Annotated in this window: 20 protein-coding genes and 1 pseudogene; 13 read left to right on the top strand and 8 right to left on the bottom strand. The window is 63.0% G+C overall.

The window, feature by feature from the left end; all coding sequences use genetic code 11:
* Positions 1-600 (bottom strand): TetR/AcrR family transcriptional regulator, encoded by a 600-nt coding sequence (locus P3G66_RS06815; RefSeq protein ID WP_003944690.1) that lies wholly within the window; start codon positions 598-600, stop codon positions 1-3.
* 106 nt (positions 601-706) lie between these two features.
* On the opposite strand from P3G66_RS06815, the gene P3G66_RS06810 reads away from it, so the two are divergent.
* Entirely contained in the window at positions 707-1,273 is a 567-nt protein-coding gene (locus P3G66_RS06810; protein ID WP_030534957.1) for an NAD(P)H-dependent oxidoreductase, read from the top strand.
* 55 nt (positions 1,274-1,328) lie between these two features.
* Here P3G66_RS06810 and P3G66_RS06805 read toward each other — a convergent pair whose 3' ends face one another.
* Entirely contained in the window at positions 1,329-2,156 is an 828-nt protein-coding gene (locus P3G66_RS06805; protein WP_276116331.1) for a siderophore-interacting protein, read from the bottom strand.
* Positions 2,157-2,447: 291 nt separating this feature from the next.
* Here P3G66_RS06805 and nrdH point away from each other — a divergent pair, with 291 nt between their 5' ends.
* The 3 genes from nrdH to nrdE all read left to right on the top strand — a co-directional run bounded on the left by nrdH (position 2,448) and on the right by nrdE (position 5,381).
* Entirely contained in the window at positions 2,448-2,678 is a 231-nt protein-coding gene (gene nrdH / locus P3G66_RS06800) for a glutaredoxin-like protein NrdH (protein ID WP_003944717.1), read from the top strand.
* Between the two features lie 82 nt (positions 2,679-2,760).
* Positions 2,761-3,240, top strand: a complete 480-nt coding sequence (gene nrdI, locus P3G66_RS06795; protein WP_003944767.1) for a class Ib ribonucleoside-diphosphate reductase assembly flavoprotein NrdI — start codon at positions 2,761-2,763, stop codon at positions 3,238-3,240.
* 59 nt (positions 3,241-3,299) lie between these two features.
* The gene (gene nrdE / locus P3G66_RS06790; RefSeq protein WP_007736057.1) at positions 3,300-5,381 is read left to right on the top strand and encodes a class 1b ribonucleoside-diphosphate reductase subunit alpha; all 2,082 of its coding nucleotides are present in this window, start codon (positions 3,300-3,302) and stop codon (positions 5,379-5,381) included.
* A 61-nt stretch (positions 5,382-5,442) separates the two neighbouring features.
* Here the strand turns inward: nrdE and P3G66_RS06785 are convergent, their stop codons facing one another.
* Positions 5,443-5,655, bottom strand: coding sequence for a hypothetical protein (locus P3G66_RS06785; RefSeq protein WP_003944723.1), 213 nt, complete (start codon positions 5,653-5,655; stop codon positions 5,443-5,445).
* 12 nt (positions 5,656-5,667) lie between these two features.
* Positions 5,668-6,585, bottom strand: coding sequence for an SPFH domain-containing protein (locus tag P3G66_RS06780; protein ID WP_003944699.1), 918 nt, complete (start codon positions 6,583-6,585; stop codon positions 5,668-5,670).
* 170 nt (positions 6,586-6,755) lie between these two features.
* On the opposite strand from P3G66_RS06780, the gene nrdF reads away from it, so the two are divergent.
* On the top strand, positions 6,756-7,721 hold the full coding sequence (nrdF, locus tag P3G66_RS06775) for a class 1b ribonucleoside-diphosphate reductase subunit beta (protein ID WP_003944744.1): 966 nt from the start codon (positions 6,756-6,758) through the stop codon (positions 7,719-7,721).
* Positions 7,722-7,794: 73 nt separating this feature from the next.
* Here the strand turns inward: nrdF and P3G66_RS06770 are convergent, their stop codons facing one another.
* From P3G66_RS06770 to P3G66_RS06760, 3 genes are all read right to left on the bottom strand, one after another.
* Positions 7,795-8,268 (bottom strand): NUDIX domain-containing protein, encoded by a 474-nt coding sequence (locus P3G66_RS06770; protein WP_007736052.1) that lies wholly within the window; start codon positions 8,266-8,268, stop codon positions 7,795-7,797.
* 66 nt (positions 8,269-8,334) lie between these two features.
* Positions 8,335-9,429 (bottom strand): iron-siderophore ABC transporter substrate-binding protein, encoded by a 1,095-nt coding sequence (locus P3G66_RS06765; RefSeq protein ID WP_125050656.1) that lies wholly within the window; start codon positions 9,427-9,429, stop codon positions 8,335-8,337.
* Between the two features lie 49 nt (positions 9,430-9,478).
* Positions 9,479-10,474 carry an iron-siderophore ABC transporter substrate-binding protein gene (locus tag P3G66_RS06760; protein ID WP_050655126.1) on the bottom strand — a complete coding sequence of 332 codons (996 nt, stop codon included), beginning with the start codon at positions 10,472-10,474 and terminating at the stop codon, positions 9,479-9,481.
* Between the two features lie 349 nt (positions 10,475-10,823).
* Between P3G66_RS06760 and ctaD the strand changes: the two genes are divergently transcribed.
* The 4 genes from ctaD to P3G66_RS06740 all read left to right on the top strand — a co-directional run bounded on the left by ctaD (position 10,824) and on the right by P3G66_RS06740 (position 15,565).
* Positions 10,824-12,614, top strand: coding sequence for a cytochrome c oxidase subunit I (gene ctaD / locus P3G66_RS06755; RefSeq protein ID WP_019747892.1), 1,791 nt, complete (start codon positions 10,824-10,826; stop codon positions 12,612-12,614).
* Between the two features lie 116 nt (positions 12,615-12,730).
* The gene (gene serB, locus P3G66_RS06750) at positions 12,731-13,951 is read left to right on the top strand and encodes a phosphoserine phosphatase SerB (protein ID WP_003944761.1); all 1,221 of its coding nucleotides are present in this window, start codon (positions 12,731-12,733) and stop codon (positions 13,949-13,951) included.
* On the top strand, positions 13,948-14,733 hold the full coding sequence (locus P3G66_RS06745; protein WP_063836273.1) for a peptidyl-tRNA hydrolase: 786 nt from the start codon (positions 13,948-13,950) through the stop codon (positions 14,731-14,733). Before serB ends, P3G66_RS06745 begins: the two co-directional genes overlap by 4 nt.
* 37 nt (positions 14,734-14,770) lie before the next feature.
* On the top strand, positions 14,771-15,565 hold the full coding sequence (locus tag P3G66_RS06740) for a membrane protein (protein WP_314732975.1): 795 nt from the start codon (positions 14,771-14,773) through the stop codon (positions 15,563-15,565).
* Here P3G66_RS06740 and glgX read toward each other — a convergent pair.
* Positions 15,478-17,520 (bottom strand): annotated as a pseudogene (gene glgX / locus P3G66_RS06735) (glycogen debranching protein GlgX); the annotation flags it as partial. The gene P3G66_RS06740 and the pseudogene glgX overlap by 88 nt on opposite strands.
* A 51-nt stretch (positions 17,521-17,571) precedes the next feature.
* On the opposite strand from glgX, the gene P3G66_RS06730 reads away from it, so the two are divergent.
* From P3G66_RS06730 to P3G66_RS06715, 4 genes are read left to right on the top strand one after another with little or no spacing between them, the layout of a single operon-like run.
* Entirely contained in the window at positions 17,572-18,393 is an 822-nt protein-coding gene (locus tag P3G66_RS06730) for an ABC transporter ATP-binding protein (RefSeq protein WP_003944728.1), read from the top strand.
* Positions 18,394-18,449: 56 nt separating this feature from the next.
* Positions 18,450-19,268 carry an NUDIX domain-containing protein gene (locus tag P3G66_RS06725; RefSeq protein WP_063316596.1) on the top strand — a complete coding sequence of 273 codons (819 nt, stop codon included), beginning with the start codon at positions 18,450-18,452 and terminating at the stop codon, positions 19,266-19,268.
* Between the two features lie 10 nt (positions 19,269-19,278).
* Positions 19,279-20,058 (top strand): enoyl-CoA hydratase-related protein, encoded by a 780-nt coding sequence (locus P3G66_RS06720; RefSeq protein ID WP_003944701.1) that lies wholly within the window; start codon positions 19,279-19,281, stop codon positions 20,056-20,058.
* Between the two features lie 53 nt (positions 20,059-20,111).
* The gene (locus P3G66_RS06715; RefSeq protein WP_003944733.1) at positions 20,112-21,128 is read left to right on the top strand and encodes a class I SAM-dependent methyltransferase; all 1,017 of its coding nucleotides are present in this window, start codon (positions 20,112-20,114) and stop codon (positions 21,126-21,128) included.
* The last annotated feature ends 1 nt before the right edge of the window (position 21,129 follow it).

Here is a 21,129-nt window from a genome sequence, read left to right as displayed (position 1 = left end):
TCAACATCGAGTAACGCGCCGGGCAAGGTCTTCCCAGCCGGCCGCCAGGCGCTCGGTGGTCATCCCGAGATCGCGCACCTGATGAAGGACGAGCGACGCTTCGAGCGGTGCCAACAGTGCTGAAGCGAGCAGATCGAGGTCGCCCTCGACGCCGGCTCCTCGAAGAAGCCCGATGACGTGAGCGATGCCGAGAGCCCGGGCCGGACCGCCGAAGCGGTATTCAGGAGCGTTTTCCGCCGCTCGGAGGACTTCGCCCTGTACTTCCACCATGGCAATCCGGGCTCGTCCGAACGCGATGAGGCGCTCGATCGGCGGCGCGCCCGGACCCAACGGTGGGGGGCCGAACATGAATGCCTGCTGCAGTTCTCGCTCGGTGTGATCGAGCAGTGCCTGCATCAGTCCCGATCGATTGCCGAAGCGCCGAAAAACTGTGCCCTTGCCCACACCGGCCCGGCACGCGACAGCGTCCATCGTCACCGCGTCGACACCTCGCTCGGCAACGAGGAGGGCTGCGGCGTCGAGCAGAAGTACGCGGTTACGTGCTGCGTCACCGCGCTCGACCGGCGCGGCGCCGATCTGGGGGAGGGGGATTGCGCTCACGGGATCAGGTTACAGGGCCGGGGAATGTAAGTGGACCGCGGTCCGTTTAGTTGATATAACTTTCAACCGGAGCCACCAACCGCACCACTCTCGAAGGAAACTCGCTATGTCACAGACCAATGTTCTCGTTCTCGTCGGCAGCCTGCGCGCCGGATCCGTCAACCGCCAGCTTGCCGAGACGGCTGTGTCCGCCGCACCCGAGGGCGCCACGCTGACGGTCTTCGAAGGCCTCGCCGACGTCCCCTTCTACAACGAAGACATCGACGTCGAGGGTGCTTCCATCCCCGCTGTCGACGCACTGCGCTCCGCTGCGAGCGACGCGGACGCGTTCCTGCTCGTCACCCCCGAGTACAACGGCACCATTCCCGCAGTTCTGAAGAACGCCATCGACTGGATCTCGCGTCCGTACGGTGTCGGTGCAGTCAAGGACAAGGCTGTCGCAGTCATCAGCGCTTCGCCCAGCGGCAACGGCGCCAAGTGGGCACACGAAGACACCACCAAGGCGGTCCGTATCGCCGGCGGCAAGGTCGTCGAGGACACTGCACTGAGCATCGGTGGAACCGGCGCACTGTTCGGTGAGCTGCACCCGCGTGAGAACGCAGAGGTGCTCGCTCAGGTCTCCAAGGTCGTCTCCGACCTCGTCGACGCCGGCAAGCAGCTCGTCAACGCGTAATTCGTTTCACGAATGAGGGCCATGCCGGAAGGTGTGGTCCTCACTCGTATGCGCGCTAGAGCCCTTCGCGTTCCATCGCGTCGTCGACCGCGTCGCGAACCGACTCGAAATCCTTGCCGGCCATCATCGCTTCGCCCATCGCAGCATCGATACGGTCGGCGACGGCGGCGTACCGACGCTCCCAGTTCTCCTTGTCTTCCCGCCAGTAACCCATCACGTGCATGCGGGTTGCCGGGATTTCCCATGTTCGACGCAGGTGAGTGCGGATGCGTCTGGCGGCCGCGGCCTCGACTGCACACCAGATGTAGCCCTCGCCGGGAGGCAGGGCAGCGCCGGCCAATTCGGCGAGCAGCGAGTCCGATTCCTCGATCCATCGGTAGTGAGCGTCGGCGCGCGTCGTGAACGTCTGCTGTTCGCTCGGCGCGGGTACCTGCGCGATGACGTGGATCGGTAGACCGTCGGGTGCTTCTTCGAGAATTCGCCCGATCGCGGGCAGAGCGGCGTGATCGGCGACCATCAGCAGCCAGTCGCAACCTGCCGGCGGCGTGAACCACCCGCTCGCCGTCGAGAGGTGAACGGTCTCGCCCGGTTGCGCAGTCGCGGCCCAGAGTGCCGCGCCGCCGTGGCCGTGGAGAACGAAGTCGATCTCCAGCTCGTTCTTCGACGGCTGCCAGCGCCGGACCGTGTAACTGCGGGCGTGAGGGGGAATGAGAGGGAATCTGACGAGCACCCGTTCGTCCGGGCTACCACTCGTCTCGAAGTCGCTCAGGCCCTCCCCACCGAAGGTGATTCTGCGCATCAACGGTGTCACCTGCTGTGTTCTCGTCACGGTTGCCTGGTGGCGTGGAGCCTCGTCCTTCGGGGGTGTTTCCACGACGCTCATGGTAGGTCCGTGGCGCGGCTCCGAGAGGCCGGCGAGCAAAAAAATAAACTGTGACGCGCGACACGCCGACGCGCCGGGAAATGAAGGCGCTGAACAGGGGCGACCTGGGAATTCCAACGATGTGACTCACAACATCTCGCGTTATGTGTTTCTGTCGGCCACTAGGTGTAGTGTCTTGAGCACTGAGAGACCACAACGCGGAACGCTTCGAGCGAGACTCCGGCAATCGGTCGTATCGGTGCTGAACATCACTACATCGGCCTTTGTTGGCTAAGCGAAAGAGGGACTCTCATGAGCATCACCGTCTACACCAAGCCCGCTTGCGTTCAGTGCAATGCCACCTACCGCGCCCTGGACAAGGCCGGTCTCGAATACAACGTCATCGACATCACCGAGGATGCCGAAGCCCGCGACTACGTCATGGCTCTCGGGTACCTCCAGGCACCCATCGTGGTTGCCGGTGAAGATCACTGGTCGGGCTTCCGTCCCGATCGCATCAAGACCCTGACCGTCGCTGCTTGAAGCGCCGCAGTGTCGGCGGTGGACACCTCCGCCGACACATCTGAGTAGTTCCGGGCACCGTACAAGAAAATGGTGACAACCGATGACTTCGCTGGTCTACTTTTCCAGCGTGTCGGAGAACACCCACCGATTCGTTCAACGTCTCGGCCTGCCTGCGACACGTATACCTATCCATGACCGTGACGGCTCATTTCGTGTAGACGAGCCCTATGTGCTGATTCTGCCCACCTATGGTGGCGGGGTCACCGTGACAGGGCGCGACACCAGTTATGTACCGAAGCCGGTCATTCGTTTTTTGAACAATCCACACAACAGGTCGTTGATCAGAGCAGTGATCGCGGCGGGAAACACCAATTTCGGTGAGTCCTTTTGCTATGCAGGAAACATCATTTCCCAGAAATGCCACGTTCCTTTTCTGTACCGGTTCGAACTCATGGGCACTGCCGAGGACGTCGACCGGGTACGAGAAGGCTTGGGGGAGTTCTGGAATCATCTCGAAACAGAGAAGGAGCACGGGCAGTGGCGCCAACCATCACTGACACGATCGCGGCAGGAAGCGTAGAGCGTGATGCGCGCGGCGGCGATTCCACCAACGGTCTCGACTACCACGCACTCAACGCCATGCTCAACCTGTACGGCGCCAACGGTGAGATCCAGTTCGAGATGGATGTCGCTGCAGCCCGTCAGTACTTCTTGCAGCACGTCAACCAGAACACCGTGTTCTTCCACAACCTCGACGAGAAGCTGGACTACCTCGTCGAGGAAAACTATTACGAGCCCGAGGTTCTCGATCAGTACTCACGTACTTTCGTGAAGTTCCTGATCGATCACGCGTACGCCAAGAAGTTCCGCTTCCCGACGTTCCTGGGTGCATTCAAGTACTACACCTCCTACACGCTCAAGACCTTCGACGGTAAGCGCTACCTCGAGCGTTTCGAAGATCGTGTCTGCATGGTTGCGCTCACCCTGGCCGCAGGCAACGAAGACCTGGCCGTCGAACTCGTCGACGAGATCATCGCCGGACGCTTCCAGCCCGCCACCCCGACGTTCCTGAACTCGGGCAAGAAACAGCGCGGTGAGCCCGTGTCCTGCTTCCTGCTTCGTATCGAAGACAACATGGAGTCCATCGGTCGCTCCATCAACTCGGCACTGCAGCTGTCCAAGCGCGGTGGCGGAGTTGCCTTGCTGCTCACCAACGTTCGTGAGCACGGCGCCCCGATCAAGAAGATCGAGAACCAGAGTTCGGGTGTCATCCCGATCATGAAGCTTCTCGAGGACTCGTTCTCCTACGCCAACCAGTTGGGTGCGCGTCAGGGCGCCGGTGCTGTGTACCTGCATGCGCACCACCCCGACATCTACCGGTTCCTCGACACCAAGCGTGAGAACGCCGACGAGAAGATCCGTATCAAGACGCTCTCACTCGGCGTCGTGATCCCGGACATCACGTTCGAACTGGCGAAGAAGAACGAGGACATGTACCTGTTCTCGCCGTACGACGTCGAGCGCATCTACGGAGTTCCGTTCTCCGACATCAACGTCTCCGAGAAGTACTACGAGATGGTCGACGACAAGCGAATTCGCAAGTCCAAGATCAAAGCTCGCGAGTTCTTCCAGACCGTCGCCGAATTGCAGTTCGAATCGGGCTACCCCTACATCATGTTCGAGGACACGGTGAACCGGGCAAACCCGATCGAGGGCAAGATCACGCACTCGAACCTGTGCTCGGAGATCCTGCAGGTTTCTACGCCTTCACTGTTCAACGACGACCTGTCCTACTCGAAGGTCGGCAAGGACATCTCCTGCAACCTGGGTTCGCTGAACATCGCGAAGACCATGGACTCGCCCGACTTCGCCAAGACCATCGAAGTGTCGATCCGCGGATTGACGGCGGTGTCCGATCAGACGCACATCTACTCGGTGCCGTCGATCGAGCAGGGCAACAACGACTCTCACGCCATCGGCCTCGGTCAGATGAACCTGCACGGATACCTTGCTCGTGAGCGGATCTTCTACGGCAGCGAAGAAGGCATCGACTTCACGAACATCTACTTCTACACCGTGCTCTTCCACGCACTGCGTGCGTCGAACAAGATCGCCATCGAGCGCGGCTCGTACTTCAAGGGTTTCCCGGAGTCGAAGTACGCCTCGGGTGAATTCTTCGACAAGTACACCGATCAGGCTTGGGAGCCGGCAACCGACAAGGTTCGCGGACTCTTCGCCGATGCGAAGCTGCACATCCCCACTCAGGACGACTGGCGTGAGCTGAAGGCTTCGGTTCAGAAGCACGGTATCTACAACCAGAACCTTCAGGCCGTCCCGCCGACCGGCTCGATCTCGTACATCAACTACTCCACCAGCTCCATCCACCCGGTGGCGTCGAAGATCGAGATCCGCAAGGAAGGCAAGATCGGCCGCGTCTACTACCCGGCGCCCTACCTGACCAACGACAACCTGGAGTACTACCAGGATGCCTACGAAATCGGGTACGAGAAGATCGTCGACACCTATGCTGCCGCAACGCAACACGTCGACCAGGGCCTGTCGCTGACGCTGTTCTTCAAGGACACCGCAACCACTCGCGACATCAACAAGGCGCAGATCTACGCGTGGCGTAAGGGCATCAAGACGCTGTACTACATCCGTCTGCGTCAGATGGCACTCGAAGGCACCGAGGTCGAGGGCTGCGTTTCCTGCATGCTGTAGAGGGCTCCGCCCCCGTGCGCCTTTTCGGTAGTGGTTACTACCGAAAAGGCGCACAGGGGTATCAGGCCGGCGGGCGGCCGGGACCGTGCATCTTGCCGGCGTTCTTCGGCATTCGACCGTGCTCGGTGAGTGCGCGCCGAAGGAGAAACTCGATCTGGGCGTTGGTACTTCGGAGATCGTCGGCGGCCCAGCGGGCGAGGGCGTCGTGTACCGCTGGGTCCAACCGAAGAAGGATCTTCTTACGCTCGGATCGCGGAGCTGGATCCGTGGCCATGTGGCCTTTCCTTTACTGGTAGAGCGAACCGGTGTTGAGCACCGGTTGTGCGTCGCGGTCGCCGCACAGCACGACCAGAAGGTTGCTGATCATCGTCGCCTTGCGTTCCTCGTCGAGTTCGACGACGTGCTTTTCCTCAAGCTGCTTGAGAGCCATGTCGACCATGGACACCGCACCTTCGACGATTTGCTTGCGGGCGGCGATCACTGCACCCGCTTGCTGGCGCCGAAGCATCGCGCTGGCGATCTCCGGTGCATACGAGAGCCTGTTGATGCGTGTCTCGATAACTTCGACACCCGCCGCACGCACGCGGGCGTGAACCTCCTCCGACAAGGTGGTGGTGATGATATCGGCGTTCTCGCGCAACGAGACTCGGCCTTCGGCGTCGTACGGGTAGCTACCGGCGATATGGCGGACGGCCGCCTCGGTCTGTACGGAGACGAACTCCTCGTAATCGTCCACCTGGAACGAGGCGAGCGCTGTGTCGGCCACCTGCCAGACGACCACCGCCGAGATCTCGATGGGATTGCCGTCGGCGTCGTTCACTTTCGCCTGACCGGTCTCATGGTTTCGGATGCGCGTCGAGATCGATCGACGGACCGTCAGCGGGTTTGTCCATCGCAGTCCCGGCGTGCGCAAGGTGCCGCTGTACGAGCTTCCGAGAAGTTGCAGAACTCGGGCTTGATTAGGTTGCACCAAGGTCAGGCCCATCAGGAGGGGGAGTGACGCGATGAACAGCACCACTCCGACCGGAATCAGGGCGAAGAGTCCCAGAACTCCGCCAACGACGGACAGCGCGATTCCGGCCAGGAAGAGAAGGACGCCGCCGAGGAGCATCCAGCTGCCGGACAGGTCCCAGCCTGGGCGTTCGGCGATCGTTGTGGTGGCGACACCGGTCGGTTTCTCGGCCACGGTGGGTGTGCTGGTCATGCGAGACTCGCTTTCCATCGGTAAGTGATATTTAATTGATATCACATTTTTTGTACTCGTGGAGGGGCGCGTGCGACACATGTTGTTGTGTTGGCATCGCGGACCCGACACAACGGGTAGTGTTCAGGCAAGCCAACATTCGGCAGTATCTCTCTCGCTAGGTAGGAATTATGGTCAAGCTGGTCAGTCGCGTTTCCGCCATCAACTGGAATCGCGTCCAGGACGAGAAGGACGCCGAGGTATGGGATCGCCTCGTCAGCAACTTCTGGCTGCCCGAAAAGGTGCCGGTCTCCAACGACATCCCGTCCTGGGGAACGCTGACCGCGCAGGAGCAGCAGCTCACCATGCGCGTCTTCACGGGCCTGACGCTGCTCGACACCATCCAGGGAACGGTCGGCGCCGTCAGCCTCATCCCGGACGCGATCACTCCCCACGAAGAAGCGGTGTACACCAACATCGCCTTCATGGAATCGGTGCACGCGAAGAGCTACAGCTCGATCTTCTCGACGCTGTGCTCCACCCCCGACATCGACGACGCGTTCCGCTGGTCGGAGGAGAACCCCAACCTGCAGCGCAAGGCGCAGATCGTTCTCGACTACTACAACGGCGAGTCGCCGCTCAAGCGCAAGGTCGCATCGACGCTCCTCGAGAGCTTCCTCTTCTACTCCGGCTTCTACCTGCCGATGTACTGGTCCTCGCGAGCCAAGCTCACCAACACCGCAGACCTCATCCGCCTCATCATCCGCGACGAGGCCGTGCACGGGTACTACATCGGCTACAAGTACCAGAAGGGCCTCGAACAGCTCACCGAGGCCGAGCGTGAAGAGCTCAAGAACTACACGTTCGAGTTGCTCTTCGAGCTCTACGAGAACGAGGTCGACTACACCCAGGACCTCTACGACGGCGTCGGTCTGACCGAGGATGTCAAGAAGTTCTTGCGCTACAACGCCAACAAGGCGCTCAACAATCTCGGCTACGAAGGCCTCTTCCCGAAGGACGAGACGGACGTCAATCCGGCTATCCTGTCGGCACTTTCACCGAATGCGGACGAGAATCACGACTTCTTCTCCGGCTCGGGTAGCTCCTACGTCATCGGCAAGGCCGTCAACACCGAAGACGACGACTGGGATTTCTAGAGAGCGACCTACACGCCGAAGCCCGACTCCTGCACACGCGGGAATCGGGCTTCGGCCGTGTATTGAGAGCGGGCTAGCGCTGAAACCACGCTTCCGGCTTGTCCAGCAACGCTTTTGCGAGGCGCAGACGCGAGGTTTCCGTCATGTCCGAAGGCAGTGCGCTCGGCGCGAACCACGCGACCTCGAGGTTTTCGTCGTCCGCCACGTGTGCATCTCCGCCGGTCCACCTGGCCAGGAAACACACGTCGAGGTACTGAGTCACGTCGCCGTTGGGGTACGTAATGGGCTCTGTGACATCGACACTCGTGATCCGAACCAATTCGGCGTCGACGCCGGTTTCTTCCTTCGCCTCGCGCACCGCCGCCGCCGACGGTTCCTCCCCAGGCTCGAGAACGCCGGACACGACGGCCCACTGACCGTTGTCGGCGCGGCGGGTGAGCAGGACCCGACCGTCGTCGTCGCGGATCACGACGCTCACTCCGGACAGCCAGAGCGGCGCATGACCGACCTTCTCGCGCAAAGCGACAATGAATTCCGGGATCGGCATGATCAGAACCCGACCGTCACAGTTGTGGCGAGCCGCCTCGAATGTGGGAGTTGTGGTTCGTTCCGGTCAGCTCGCATATCCGTTCAAGGTTCCCTTCAAGTCCGCCAATACGGCACGGGCAGCAGTCATCCCGTTTCCGTTCCAGATGTCGTCTTCCGCTACGAACACACGTCGGTCTGTGGCAGCGGCGAGGTCCTGCCACTGGTCGCTCTTCATGATCTCGGTGCCGTAGGTACGGCCGTTCGGCCCGTCGAAGAGGACGTAGATCAAGTCCCCTTCGGCGGCGCTGAGATCGTCGGCCGGAATCGGTGCCGTGGTCGCATCGGTCAATCGCTGCGCCGGTGGGCGCCGGACGCCGACGTCGCTGAGGATCTGTCCGGCGAAGGATGCAGGGCCCTCGATCTGCAGGTCCTTCGAACCGAACCGAACCACTGATGCCTGCGTCTGCGATGCATTCAATGCGTCGCCGAGCTGCACGACGTCCTGCTGGTAGCGGTCGAGCTCCGTCGCAGCCGCGGACGAACGGCCCAGTGCCTGGCCGGCGAGGGCGAACTGCGCTTTCCAGTACACGGGATCCGAGCCCGCGAACACGGTGGGGGCGATGGCGTCGAGTTGCCCGTACAAGCCGTCGGACGCCGGACTGGACCCGAGGATCAAGTCCGGCGCGGCGGCCTTCACGGCGTTGACGTCAGGTGCGCTCACGGGGCCGACACTCGGAATCTCCGAGATGCCGAAACCCAGGTACGACGGTTGAGGTGAGTCGACACCGGTCGCGGCGCCCACTACCCGCTCCCACAGGCCGAGGGCGCACACGGCGTCCATCGAGACGCTGTCGAGGACCACGATCCGTTGGGGATCGGAAGGAACCTCGGTTTCACCCGCAGTGTGTACGACTCGACGCTTCACCCCGGGGCCCGCTCCCGGGTCGGCTTGCGTCGGCGTCGGGCACGCGGTGGCGGTGTCGCGTTCGATGCCCATCACGCCGGCACCGGCGATCGACGTAGTGGTCCGGACGATGGTGCTCGCCGGATCGTCCGACGAGTCGGACGAGCAACCACCGAGGACGAGCATCGTGGCGGTGATCCCCAGGATCGAGACACGACGAACGGACGTGCGGGCGGTCGTGCGTGAGAGAACAGACGTGCGTGAGAGAACAGACAAGTCGACGGCTTCCTGTGTGAGCGGGCGCCGTTCAGGTTAGCTGTTCGACTCAGCTGTTCTGCTTGTCCACCTCGAACGTGTCCGAGAGGTCGTCGAGGATCATGTGGGCGCCCTGGATGCTGACCGGCGACATCCAACGTGAATCGTCCACGTCGACCTTGCGTCCTCGAAGCGTCTGCCACAGCGGGCTCTCGAGGAATGGCTTCGCAGCTTCGGCGCTCTTGCCCTCGGCGTCCTGCCAGGTGCTGATGAAGATGACGTCCGCGTCGGCTTCGTTGATCAGCTCGGGGCTGATCTTCATCATGATGTTGCCGGCATCGGCGGGGTCGGGTCCCTGGTTGTCCGGGCGCTTCAGCCCGGCATCCTGAAGAACGATGCCGCTGAACGAGGTAGTGCGGTAGAGGCGTGCGGTCGGTTCACCGGCGAACCGGACTACCGAGATGACCGGGTTGTTCGCCTTCTCGTTGATTTCCTTGCCGACGGCAGCCGCGCGAGTTTCGTATTCGGAGATTTTCGCCTCGGCCAGCGATTCCTTGCCCAGCGCTTGACCGACTACGCGGATGTTGTCCTTCCACGTCGGACCGGTTGTCTGGGTGAAGACGGTGGGCGCGATTGCGGAGAGCTGCTCGTAGTTCTTCCCGTCGCGGACCTCGGCGGAGATGATGAGGTCCGGCTGCAGTGCGGCGATCTTCTCGAGGCTTGCACTGCTGACCGTGCCGACCGAGACGGCGTCCGCGGCGAATTCCTCCCGCGAGGATCCGAGGTAGTCGGGCAGACCGGGCTCGCGGTAGTCGACGTAGCCGACGAGCGGGGATTCGAGGAGAAGGACGGCGTCGGTGAAGCTGTTGTCGAGCGCGACGATCCGCTGGGGTGCTGCCGGGATTTCGGTGCTTCCACGGAAGTGTTCGATCGTGCGGGGGAATGCGCCCGACTCGGTCGAGGTGGTGGTTGCAGCGGGCTCGTCGTTACTCGAGCAGGCTGGAACGACCAAGGCGATCGAGGCTGCGACGGCTACCAGCGCGGCGCGGCGGGGAAAGAATTTCACTGAATACTCCTGAGGTGAGTTAGGCGAGGGTGACCTTATCAGTGGAGGAGATGGCCGAAAACGGACACCGACCGAATTCTTCGACGCGCACGACACGCCGATTCGGAAGTGGGTTCGGACTCCCGGGGGAACATAAACCGCAGGTCGTTCGTTCGGTGCCGTGAAAAACGGATGCTCGAGTACGACGCAGAGTAGGACCGGGTCGCGGTGCCTCGGAGTCACGGTCTACGATTCGATGAGCGCAAGCCAGAAGCCGTTGTCCGCAGCCCGGGCGACGGACCCTGCGGGCGCAACCAAGGGCTCTTTGACGGAGTCTGCGGAGCGACCAAAGGCACATTCAGGAGGATCAGTGACTGCCGTAGCGCCCCAGCCAGTCCCCACGATAGCGCCGGCCAGGCCTTACCCGCCGCGGCAGGGACCCAAGGGCTCATTCATTTTCAAGATGATCACGACCACCGATCCCAAGGTGCTCGGAATCATGTACTTGGCGACTTCCATCGCCTTCTTCCTCATCGGTGGCCTCATGGCACTGATGATGCGTGCCGAACTTGCTGTACCCGGCATGCAGTTCCTTTCCAACGAACAGTTCAACCAGCTGTTCACCATGCACGGCACGATCATGCTGCTGCTGTACGCGACCCCGATCGTCTTCGGCTTCGCGAACTACATTCTTCCGCTCCAGATCGGTGCACCCGACGTCGCGTTCCCGCGCCTGAACGCGTTCAGCTACTGGCTGTACCTGTTCGGTGCGATCATCACGACGGCCGGATTCGTCACGCCCGGTGGCGCAGCAGACTTCGGTTGGACGGCATACACGCCGCTGACCAGCGCGCTGCACAGCCCCGGCGTCGGCGCCGACCTGTGGGTCCTGGGTCTGGCCGTCGCCGGCCTCGGCACCATCCTCGGTGGCGTCAACATGGTCACCACCGTGATCTGCCTGCGCGCACCCGGTATGACCATGTTCCGCATGCCGATCTTCACCTGGAACATCTTCATCACCAGCATCCTGATCCTGCTGGCGTTCCCGCTGCTGACCGCTGCATTCATGGGCTTGTTCGTCGACCGACATCTCGGTGGGCACATCTTCGACCCGGCAACGGGCGGTGTGCTCCTGTGGCAGCACCTGTTCTGGTTCTTCGGTCACCCCGAGGTGTACATCATCGCGCTGCCGTTCTTCGGCATTGTCTCGGAGATCTTCCCGGTCTTCAGCCGTAAGCCGATCTTCGGCTACAGCGGCCTGGTGTACGCAACGTTGGCCATCGCCGCTCTGTCGATCGCAGTGTGGGCCCACCACATGTACGCAACCGGCGCTGTTCTCCTGCCGTACTTCTCGTTCATGACGTTCCTGATCGCCGTGCCGACAGGTGTGAAGATCTTCAACTGGATCGGCACGATGTGGAAGGGGCAGTTGACCTTCGAATCGCCGATGTTGTTCTCGATCGGCTTCCTGATCACCTTCCTTTTCGGTGGTCTGTCGGGTGTCATCCTCGCGAGCCCGCCGCTCGACTTCCACGTCACCGACAGCTACTTCGTCGTCGCCCACTTCCACTACGTGGTCTTCGGCACGGTCGTGTTCGCCACGTACGCCGGTATCTACTTCTGGTTCCCGAAGATGACCGGTCGCATGATGGACGAGCGTCTCGGCAAGTGGCACTTCTGGACCACGTTCGTCGGTTTCCACGGCACGTTCCTCGTTCAGCACTGGCTCGGCGGCGAAGGTATGCCGCGTCGTTACGCCGACTACCTACCCTCGGACGGGTTCACGGTTCTGAACTCGGTGTCCACGATCTTTGCCTTCGTACTCGGTGCCTCGACGCTTCCGTTCATCTGGAACGTCTTCAAGAGCTACCGCTACGGCGAGGTGGTCACCGTCGACGATCCGTGGGGTTACGGAAACTCGCTGGAGTGGGCAACCACCTGCCCGCCGCCGCGTCACAACTTCACCGAGTTGCCGCGCATCCGCAGCGAGCGTCCGGCGTTCGAGCTGCACTACCCGCACATGGTGGAGCGGATGCGCGCGGAAGCGCACGTCGGCCCCGGCCACGGCGGGAAGAACGCCAGCACCGTGCTCGAAGATGCTCGTCACGAGCCGCTCACGGTCGGGGACGAAGGCGACCCCGGAACCGACAGCCGCTCCTGAGCGAAGTAACACACTGAAGTAATCAGCGAAGGCCCCGCCCGAGTAACGGGTGGGGCCTTTCGCTTGGCACAATAGTGACGATCAAGACGCGAACGAAGAAACGATCGGAGTTTTCGGTGGGTGCCTCTGACACCACTGTTCTGGTGACTGTGACCGGGCCGGACCGCCCTGGCGTCACCTCGGTACTGTTCGCGGCGCTGTCGCGGCACGATGTGCGTCTACTCGACGTGGAGCAGGTGGTGATTCGAGGTCGACTGACACTCGGTGTCATGGTTGCCTGCCCGAACGATCCCGAAGCGCTTCAGGAAGAACTCGAACAGGCGATGGCGACGGTCGGAATGAACGTCGACATCGAAATCGGTGCCGATCCCGGACGGCCCGCGGTGTCCACCCACGCGGTCGTTGTTCTCGGTAGCCCGGTCAATGCTCGCGCAATGCGATCGGTGGCACGCGAACTCGCGAAGCAGGGCGCAAACATCGATTCCATCCGTGGTGTCGCCGACTATCCGGTCACCGGCCTCGAACTCAGCGTCAGCGCGGCCGATACGGCGGACGGCGACGCGAAGCTGCGCACCGGACTCGCCGAGGTCGCCGCTCTCGAAAACGTCGACATCGCGGTCGAGCGCGCAGGACTGGCTCGCCGGGCCAAGCGTCTGATCGTGTTCGACGTGGACTCGACGCTCGTCCAGGGCGAGGTCATCGAGATGCTCGCCGCGAAGGCCGGCGTCGAGGACGAGGTCCGCGCCGTCACCGAAGCTGCGATGCGCGGCGAGATCGACTTCACCGAATCACTGCACCAGCGTGTGGCGACACTCGCCGGTCTCGACGCCTCCGTCATCGACGAGGTGGCAGAGAGCATCGAACTGACGCCGGGTGCGCGAACCACGATTCGCACCCTGCGCCGTCTCGGATTCCACTGCGGCGTGGTGTCGGGTGGCTTCCGGCAGGTCATCGAAGGCCTCGCACACGAACTCGAACTGGACTTCGTGCACGCCAACACCCTCGAAATCGTCGACGGCAAGCTGACCGGACGTGTGATCGGTGAAATCGTCGACCGCGCCGCGAAGGCCGTTGCGCTGCGCAAGTTCGCCGATCAGGTCGGTGTGCCGATGGAACAGACCGTCGCCGTCGGTGACGGTGCCAACGACATCGACATGCTCAACGCCGCGGGCCTGGGCGTGGCGTTCAACGCCAAGCCTGCGTTGCGGGAGGTCGCGGACGCTGCTTTGTCGCATCCCTTCCTCGACGCTGTGCTGTTCATTCTCGGTGTGACCCGCGACGAGGTCGAGGCTGCGGACGCCGTCGACGGTGGCGTGCGACGCGTACCGATTCCATGAGTTCCGATCCAGCATTCAGTTCCGATCCAGCTGTGATGTCCGGCCCCGATTCGCGCTGGCGCGAGCGCCACGCGGTGCTGGCTGCTGGGTACGGAGGGCGAGACGATCCCGCGGATCCGGCGCTGGTGTTGGCGATGCCGATCGTTCTGCACATTCCGAAGGCAGACCCGCCCAAGCGCACCGCACTGCTCGAGGCTGCGGCAACGGCGGCTGTGGCGCTGTGTCTGGACGAACGCGTCGGGTTCACCGAAGACGGGGAACCCGGCCCCTGGCACGAGGACTATTCGGCGTGGGTGGGTGCCCGGATTCGGAAGGTGTCTCGTCGAGCGCGAGGAGCGCAGTGGCTCGCCGCGCAGGAGGTACCGGGAATCACCGTCGATGTGGATGGCGCGCAGGCGCGGGCTCTGGTTCCCGGGCCGGTCGGAGAACTGGACCCGCGAATCAAGAAGTTGCAGATCGGCGGGACCGATCTCGAGCACGACGAGCCTGGCCCGCCGGAGCCTGGTCTTCCGGTGCTGTGGATCGACTCGGCGCTCGAGATGACGGTTGGCAAGGCGTCGGCACAGGTCGGGCATGCCTCGATGTTGTTGGCGGCGGCCATGTCCGAGAAACAGTGCTGGGCCTGGGCGCAGAACGACTTTCGCTGCTCAGTGCGCGACGCGAGCCCGGAACAGTGGGCCGAAGCAGTAGTTCGGCTGAAGAAGTCGGAGGCCGTCGCGGTTCGTGACGCTGGTTTCACGGAAGTGGCACCAGGCTCCATGACAGTCATCGCGGTTCCGTAGAGACGTAATCGACCAGTCCAGTATCGGTAACTTGGCTATGGATGAACAGTCCAGTGGCCTTCAAGATGGTCGAGTGTTGATACGGAGATTCGCCTCGCTGTTCGTCGGTCTGTGGTTGTACGGCTTCTCGATGGCCATGATGATCACAGCCGGTCTTGGTTTGGATCCCTGGGACGTGTTTCATCAGGGTGTGGCCGAGCACGTTTCGCTCAGTTTCGGCGTGATCACTGCGATTACCGGTGCGGTGGTACTGCTGCTCTGGATTCCGATCCGTCAGCGGCCGGGATTCGGAACGGTCGCCAATGTCGTTGTAATTGCCATCTCGGTGGATACCTCACTGGCCTTCTTGCCGGTCTTTGATTCCATGCCAGTTCGAGCCGTGATCATGGTCGCGGGAATCCTCCTCAACGGACTGGCCAGCGTTCTCTACATCGGCGCGGGCATGGGGCCGGGCCCCCGCGACGGATTGATGACCGGACTGGTCGCTCGCACAGGTCTGTCGGTCAGGCTCGTGCGTACCAGCATCGAGATCGCGGTCCTCACGACCGGATGGCTCCTCGGTGGAACCGTCGGCGTCGGAACAGTGTTGTACGCCTTCGGGATCGGACCGACCATTCAATTCCTCATCAAGGTGCTGCCGGATTCCATGACAGCAGCGGTGACCGGAGGACGTGTCACGGAACGTAAGGCCAAGACCGTGGGGCCGGTCAGCGAAATCTCGGTGCCGACGGGAACTTCGGCCGTGGAGGCAGGTTCTCCGGTGGGTGAAGCCGAATCGAACGATGCAGTCAAGGTGCCGTCGAACCATTCCGGAGTGCCGACGGTGACCTGAACCGGTCCACCGGAATGCAGGATCAGGAGCCAACTGTCGTCACCGAGTGGGCGCCCGGTTCGAGTGTGAGACCGAACGTCGGCTCCGTCGATCCAGGCCTGCAGCGTTCGGTGACTCTCGTCGTGCCATGCGGTGTCGTCGAACTCGACGCCGGCAGCGTCGAACCAGACGAGGTCCGGGTGCTCCAGTCTTCTTCTGCCTTCGAAGAATTCGGGCTGACGCAACGCCGGTGCCGCTCGGCGTAATCCGAACGCTCGGGAGACGAACTGCACCAACGACTGATCGGCCGCCGTCCAGTCCAGGGCCCACGAATCGGCTGGGGAGGCAAGTGTGGGAACACAATACGCGTTGTTGTTTCCGCCGAGACTGTGGCCGAACTCGTCTCCGGCGGTGAGCATCGGTGTGCCTGTCGACAGCACGAGCGTGGCCAGTAGCGCCCGTACATGACGTGCCCTGGCGTCCTGAATCTCGGGATCGGTGCTCGGGCCTTCGATTCCGTGGTTGAACGAATCGTTGTGATCGGCGCCGTCACGATTGTCTTCACCGTTGGCTTCGTTGTGCTTGTGGTTGTACGCGACCAGATCGGCGGCGGTGAACCCGTCGTGCGCTGTGACGAAGTTGATCGACGCCCAGGGGCGACGGCCGCTGCCGGCAAAGATGTCCTCGGAACCGGCGAGGCGCGACGCGACCTTCCGGACGCTGGATCCGCCGTTCCAGAACTGGCGAATGGTGCTGCGGTACTTGTCGTTCCATTCGGACCACTGGAGTCCGAAGTTTCCGACCTGGTAACCGTCGGCCGTCGCATCCCACGGTTCGGCGATGAGCTTGCACCGAGTCAGTACCGGATCGGAGGAGATGGCGGACAGGATGGACGCCCGCTGGTCGAAGCCTCCGCCGCGCGGCCTACCCAACGCGCTCGCAAGATCGAATCGGAAGCCGTCGGCACCCATTTCGGTGGCCCAGTAACGGAGGCTGTCGGTGATCATGCGGACGGCGATGGGGGAGCAGGCGTCGACCGTGTTGCCGCACCCGGTCAGGTCGATGTCGCGGCCGTCGCCGTCGAGAAGGTAATAGCCGGGGCCGTCCAAACCTCGCCAGCTGACACTGATTCCGTCGACACTCTGCTCGCAGGTGTGGTTGTAGACGACGTCGAGGACGACCTCGATGCCTGCCGCGTGTAGTGCGTCGACCATGATCCGGAACTCGGTGACTTCGCCGCCCGGAGTTGCCGCGTATCCGGGATGCGGGGCGAAGTACGACGCCGTCGAGTATCCCCAGTGGTTGCGCATCCCTCGCTCGCGGACGCTGTGTTCGGTCAGAAATGCCTGTACGGGAAGCAGTTCCACGGCAGTGACGCCGAGTGAGACGAGGTGATCGATCACGGCCGGTGCCGTCAGGCCGAGGTACGTTCCGCGGTGGGCGGCGGGTACTCCTGGATGACTGGCGGTGTACGCGCCCACATGCAGTTCGTAGATGACGCTTTCCTCCCACGGCGTCTCGAGGCGGGCTCCGGCGGGCGCGAGGCCGGGAGTCACCACGGACAGCGGCACGTGGCCGAGCGAGTCGACCGTCGACGGGTCGCCGAAGGGATCGTCGGCGTACGACAGGAGGGCACGGTGATCACCAAGATCCCCCTCGATGCGGCGCGCCCACGGATCGACGAGCAGCTTGTGTGGATTAAGTCTCAGCCCGGCGCGCGGATTCCACGGGCCGGACGCCCGAATTCCGTAACGCTGCCCCGCACCGATCCCGGAGATGATTCCATGCCAGATTCCGTACGTGTGTTGCCGAAGTTCGACGCGATCTTCGTTTCCGTCCTGGTCGATCAGGCAGATGTGGACGCTCGACGCGGCCGGGGCGTGGACCGCGAACTGGGTTCCGGAGTCCACGATGTTGGCGCCGAGTGGGAACGGAGACCCGGGCGTCGGGGTGTGAGTTTCGATGAGAGGCGACACGCAAGATGATCCTGCCGTGAACGGCCGGAGAATGTGCGGGAAGATGTTCGGGTGCCGCTACCTGATCCAGATCTGCTCATCGATTTCGACAACGTACTCATCCGTCGGGGAGGGTCCACTCTCGTGGGGCCCGTCACCTGGAAAGTGGAGCTGGACGAGCGATGGGTGGTGCTCGGACCCAACGGTGCCGGCAAGACCTCGCTGCTGCGCATCGCGGCCGGTGAGACTTTCCCGACCAGTGGTTCTGCCCACCTCCTTGGCGAAGTTCTCGGCAAGGTCGACGTCAACGAGTTGCGCCCGCGAATCGGTTTGTCCTCGTCGTCGTTGGCGAACCGCGTGCCCGGCGACGAGAAGGTCAGCGACCTCGTCGTGTCGGCGGGCTACGCCGTTCTCGGTCGGTGGCGCGAGGAGTACGAATCCATGGACACCTCGCGCGCTGTGGAGATGCTCGAAAGCCTCGGCGCCGAGCACCTGGCGGATCGGACGTACGGGACGCTTTCCGAAGGCGAGCGCAAGCGCGTCCTCATCGCGCGAGCCTTGATGACCGATCCCGAACTTCTTCTCCTGGACGAGCCCGCCGCCGGGCTCGACCTCGGTGGCCGTGAGGAACTTGTGGCCAGACTCGCCGAACTGGCTGCCGATCCGGACGCCCCGGCAACCGTCCTGATCACCCATCACGTCGAGGAAATCCCGCCGGGATTCACCCACGCACTCCTTCTCAAGGAAGGGGAGGTCGTCTCCCAGGGGCTTCTGGACGACGTCATCACCGCCGAAAATCTGAGCGCGGCATTCAGCCAGTCCATCAGCCTCGACAAGGCGGACGGCCGATACTTCGCGCGCCGCGCGAGGCCGTCCGGAGCTCATCGCGCGTGAGCTTCAGTGGGACCTGAAATGCGTCCCAGATCACAGATCGCGTAGGTTCGCGAAGCATGGCTAACGAGAATACAAACGCTGTCCCCGAGCCCAAGGATGCGTCGACCGTCATCTTGGTGCGCGATGCCGAATCCGGGATCGAGATCTTCCTGCTTCAACGAGTACAGGGGATGGCGTTTGCCGGGGGCATGACGGTCTTCCCCGGCGGCGGCGTCGACAAGTCCGATGCGACGGCAGAGGTCGAGTGGGCCGGACCGTCGGTCGAATGGTGGGCCGAGCGGTTCAGCACGGATGTGGCTCGGGCGAAGGCTCTCGTCTTGGCTGCGGTGCGGGAAACTTTCGAGGAGTGCGGCGTCCTACTCGCCGGACCGACCGCGGACACCGTCGTCGCGGACACGGCCGGCTACGCACAGGACCGAGTAGCTCTCGAAAAGCACGAGCTGTCGTTCAGCGATTTCCTGAAGAAGGAGTACCTGGTCCTGCGAACGGATCTGCTGCGGCCGTGGGCAAACTGGATCACGCCGGTGGGCGAGACCCGCCGCTACGACACGCGCTTCTTCGTCGCAGCGTCACCGACCGGACAGATCGCGGACGGCGTCACCTCCGAGGCCGCCGAGGTTCGTTGGCAGAGCCCGCAAGACGCGCTGGCGCACTGGCGGGAGGGTGGCAGCATCCTGTTGCCGCCGACGTGGAGTCAGCTGACCGAATTGGCCAAGTTCAGTTCGGTGGCGGAGATACTCGCAGCCGAGCCGGAGATTCCCGTCATCCTGCCTACGTTGATCACCGACGAGGAAACGCTGCGCGTCGAGTTCCCGAACCAGGACGGTTACTACGTCGCCGGGCCGCATCCGTGGTCGGTCAAGGCGGCAAAGTAACCTCTCGACCATGGCTGAATTTGTGACTCTCGAGGTTTCCGAAGGCATCGGCACCATCCGTCTGGCGCGCCCGCCCATGAACGCTCTGAACCGTCAGGTCCAGGACGAGTTGGCTGCTGCCGCACACGCTGCGACCGTCGACAAGGCAGTCAAGGCCGTCATCGTCTACGGCGGCGAGAAAGTCTTCGCAGCCGGTGCCGACGTCAAGGAAATGGCCGAGATGGATTACGGCCAGATCCGTGACGCGATCGGCGGCATGCAGGCCGGACTCGGCGCCGTGGCGTCCATCCCGAAGCCGACCGTCGCCGCGATCACCGGATACGCACTCGGTGGTGGACTCGAAGTTGCACTCTCGGCCGATCGCCGGATCGTCGGAGACAACGCCAAGCTCGGAGTTCCGGAGATTCTGCTCGGAATCATTCCCGGTGGCGGCGGAACGCAGCGCCTGGCTCGTCTGATCGGTCCGGCCAAGGCCAAGGATCTGGTCTTCACCGGCCGTTTCGTCGGGGCTGACGAGGCGTTGGCCATCGGTTTGGTCGACGAGGTCGTCGCTCCCGACGACGTGTACACCGCGGCCCGGACATGGGCCTCGCAGTTCGTCGGGGGAGCGTCACGTGCGTTGGCTGCTGCCAAGGCAGCCATCGACGAGGGTCTGAACACCGACCTGGAATCCGGGCTCAAGATCGAGCAGCATCTGTTCGCCGGATTGTTCGCGACCAAGGATCAGGCGATCGGCATGGAGTCGTTCATCGCCAACGGTCCGGGCAAGGCCGAGTTCACGGGCGAGTAGGCTCCCCTAAACTAGAACTTGTTCATCTCTTACCAGCGAGTAGGATAGCCGCCATGACAGCCAGCCCGAATGACGACGCAACCGTCACGCCGCCCGCCGCTACCGACACCTCGGTAGTCGACCCCGCGCCGCGGCCGCACGCCACGGCCGAAGAGGTCGAGGCCGCTCGTAAGGACACCAAGCTCGCCCAGGTGCTCTACCACGACTGGGAAGCCGAAACCTACGACGACAAGTGGTCCATCTCGTACGACGAGCGCTGCATCGACTACGCACGTGGTCGTTTCGACGCCGTCGCGGGCGATCAGCCGCTCCCGTACGAGCGCGCGCTCGAACTCGGTTGCGGCACCGGATTCTTCCTCCTGAACCTGATGCAGGGTGGAGTCGCCAAGACCGGTTCGGTCACCGACCTCTCGCCCGGCATGGTCAAGGTCGCACTGCGCAATGCCGAAAGCCTCGGCCTTCCGGTCGACGGCCGTGTTGCCGATGCCGAGACCATTCCGTACGAGGACAACACCTTCGACCTGGTGGTCGGCCACGCCGTGCTGCACCACATTCCGGACGTCGAGAAGTCGCTGCGTGAGGTCCTTCGTGTCCTCAAGCCCGGCGGACGTTTCGTCTTCGCCGGTGAGCCCACCACTGTCGGCAACTTCTACGCTCGCTGGCTCGGCCGCGCGACGTGGGAAGCAACCACGCGCGTGACCAAGCTGCCGTTCCTCGCAGACTGGCGTCGCCCGCAAGAGGAACTCGACGAGTCTTCTCGTGCAGCAGCTCTCGAGGCTGTCGTCGACATCCACACGTTCGACCCCACGGACCTCGAGAACATGGCGAAGTCCGCCGGCGCCGATCAGGTCCACGCTGCCACCGAGGAATTCGCCGCGGCGCTGCTCGGCTGGCCGGTCCGTACCTTCGAGGCGGCTGTTCCGCCGGAGAAGCTCGGTTGGGGCTGGGGGCGTTTCGCTTTCGGTGGTTGGAAGACGCTCAGCTGGGTCGACGAGAAGGTGCTCCGCCACGTCGTTCCTCGCGGATTCTTCTACAACGTCATGATCACCGGCGTGAAGCCCGGCAACTGAA

This window comes from Rhodococcus sp. C3V (assembly GCF_029269915.1).
GTDB classification, from domain to species: Bacteria; Actinomycetota; Actinomycetes; order Mycobacteriales; family Mycobacteriaceae; genus Rhodococcus_F; species Rhodococcus_F qingshengii.
The sequence above is the reverse complement of the archived record's forward strand: the minus strand, read 5'-3'. Positions and strand labels throughout refer to the sequence as shown.

Excerpts from the sequence above, each read along its gene's own strand:
- P3G66_RS06785 (WP_003944723.1), bottom strand. The coding sequence starts at position 5,655 with ATGGCCACGGATCCAGCTCCGCGATCCGAGCGTAAGAAGATCCTTCTT.
- P3G66_RS06715 (WP_003944733.1), top strand. The coding sequence starts at position 20,112 with ATGACAGCCAGCCCGAATGACGACGCAACCGTCACGCCGCCCGCCGCT.
- P3G66_RS06720 (WP_003944701.1), top strand. The coding sequence starts at position 19,279 with ATGGCTGAATTTGTGACTCTCGAGGTTTCCGAAGGCATCGGCACCATC.
- P3G66_RS06780 (WP_003944699.1), bottom strand. The coding sequence starts at position 6,585 with ATGACCAGCACACCCACCGTGGCCGAGAAACCGACCGGTGTCGCCACC.
- P3G66_RS06725 (WP_063316596.1), top strand. The coding sequence starts at position 18,450 with ATGGCTAACGAGAATACAAACGCTGTCCCCGAGCCCAAGGATGCGTCG.
- P3G66_RS06770 (WP_007736052.1), bottom strand. The coding sequence starts at position 8,268 with ATGCCGATCCCGGAATTCATTGTCGCTTTGCGCGAGAAGGTCGGTCAT.
- nrdH (WP_003944717.1), top strand. The coding sequence starts at position 2,448 with ATGAGCATCACCGTCTACACCAAGCCCGCTTGCGTTCAGTGCAATGCC.
- P3G66_RS06740 (WP_314732975.1), top strand. The coding sequence starts at position 14,771 with ATGGATGAACAGTCCAGTGGCCTTCAAGATGGTCGAGTGTTGATACGG.
- nrdF (WP_003944744.1), top strand. The coding sequence starts at position 6,756 with ATGGTCAAGCTGGTCAGTCGCGTTTCCGCCATCAACTGGAATCGCGTC.
- nrdE (WP_007736057.1), top strand. The coding sequence starts at position 3,300 with ATGCTCAACCTGTACGGCGCCAACGGTGAGATCCAGTTCGAGATGGAT.
- nrdI (WP_003944767.1), top strand. The coding sequence starts at position 2,761 with ATGACTTCGCTGGTCTACTTTTCCAGCGTGTCGGAGAACACCCACCGA.
- P3G66_RS06810 (WP_030534957.1), top strand. The coding sequence starts at position 707 with ATGTCACAGACCAATGTTCTCGTTCTCGTCGGCAGCCTGCGCGCCGGA.
- P3G66_RS06805 (WP_276116331.1), bottom strand. The coding sequence starts at position 2,156 with ATGAGCGTCGTGGAAACACCCCCGAAGGACGAGGCTCCACGCCACCAG.
- P3G66_RS06745 (WP_063836273.1), top strand. The coding sequence starts at position 13,948 with ATGAGTTCCGATCCAGCATTCAGTTCCGATCCAGCTGTGATGTCCGGC.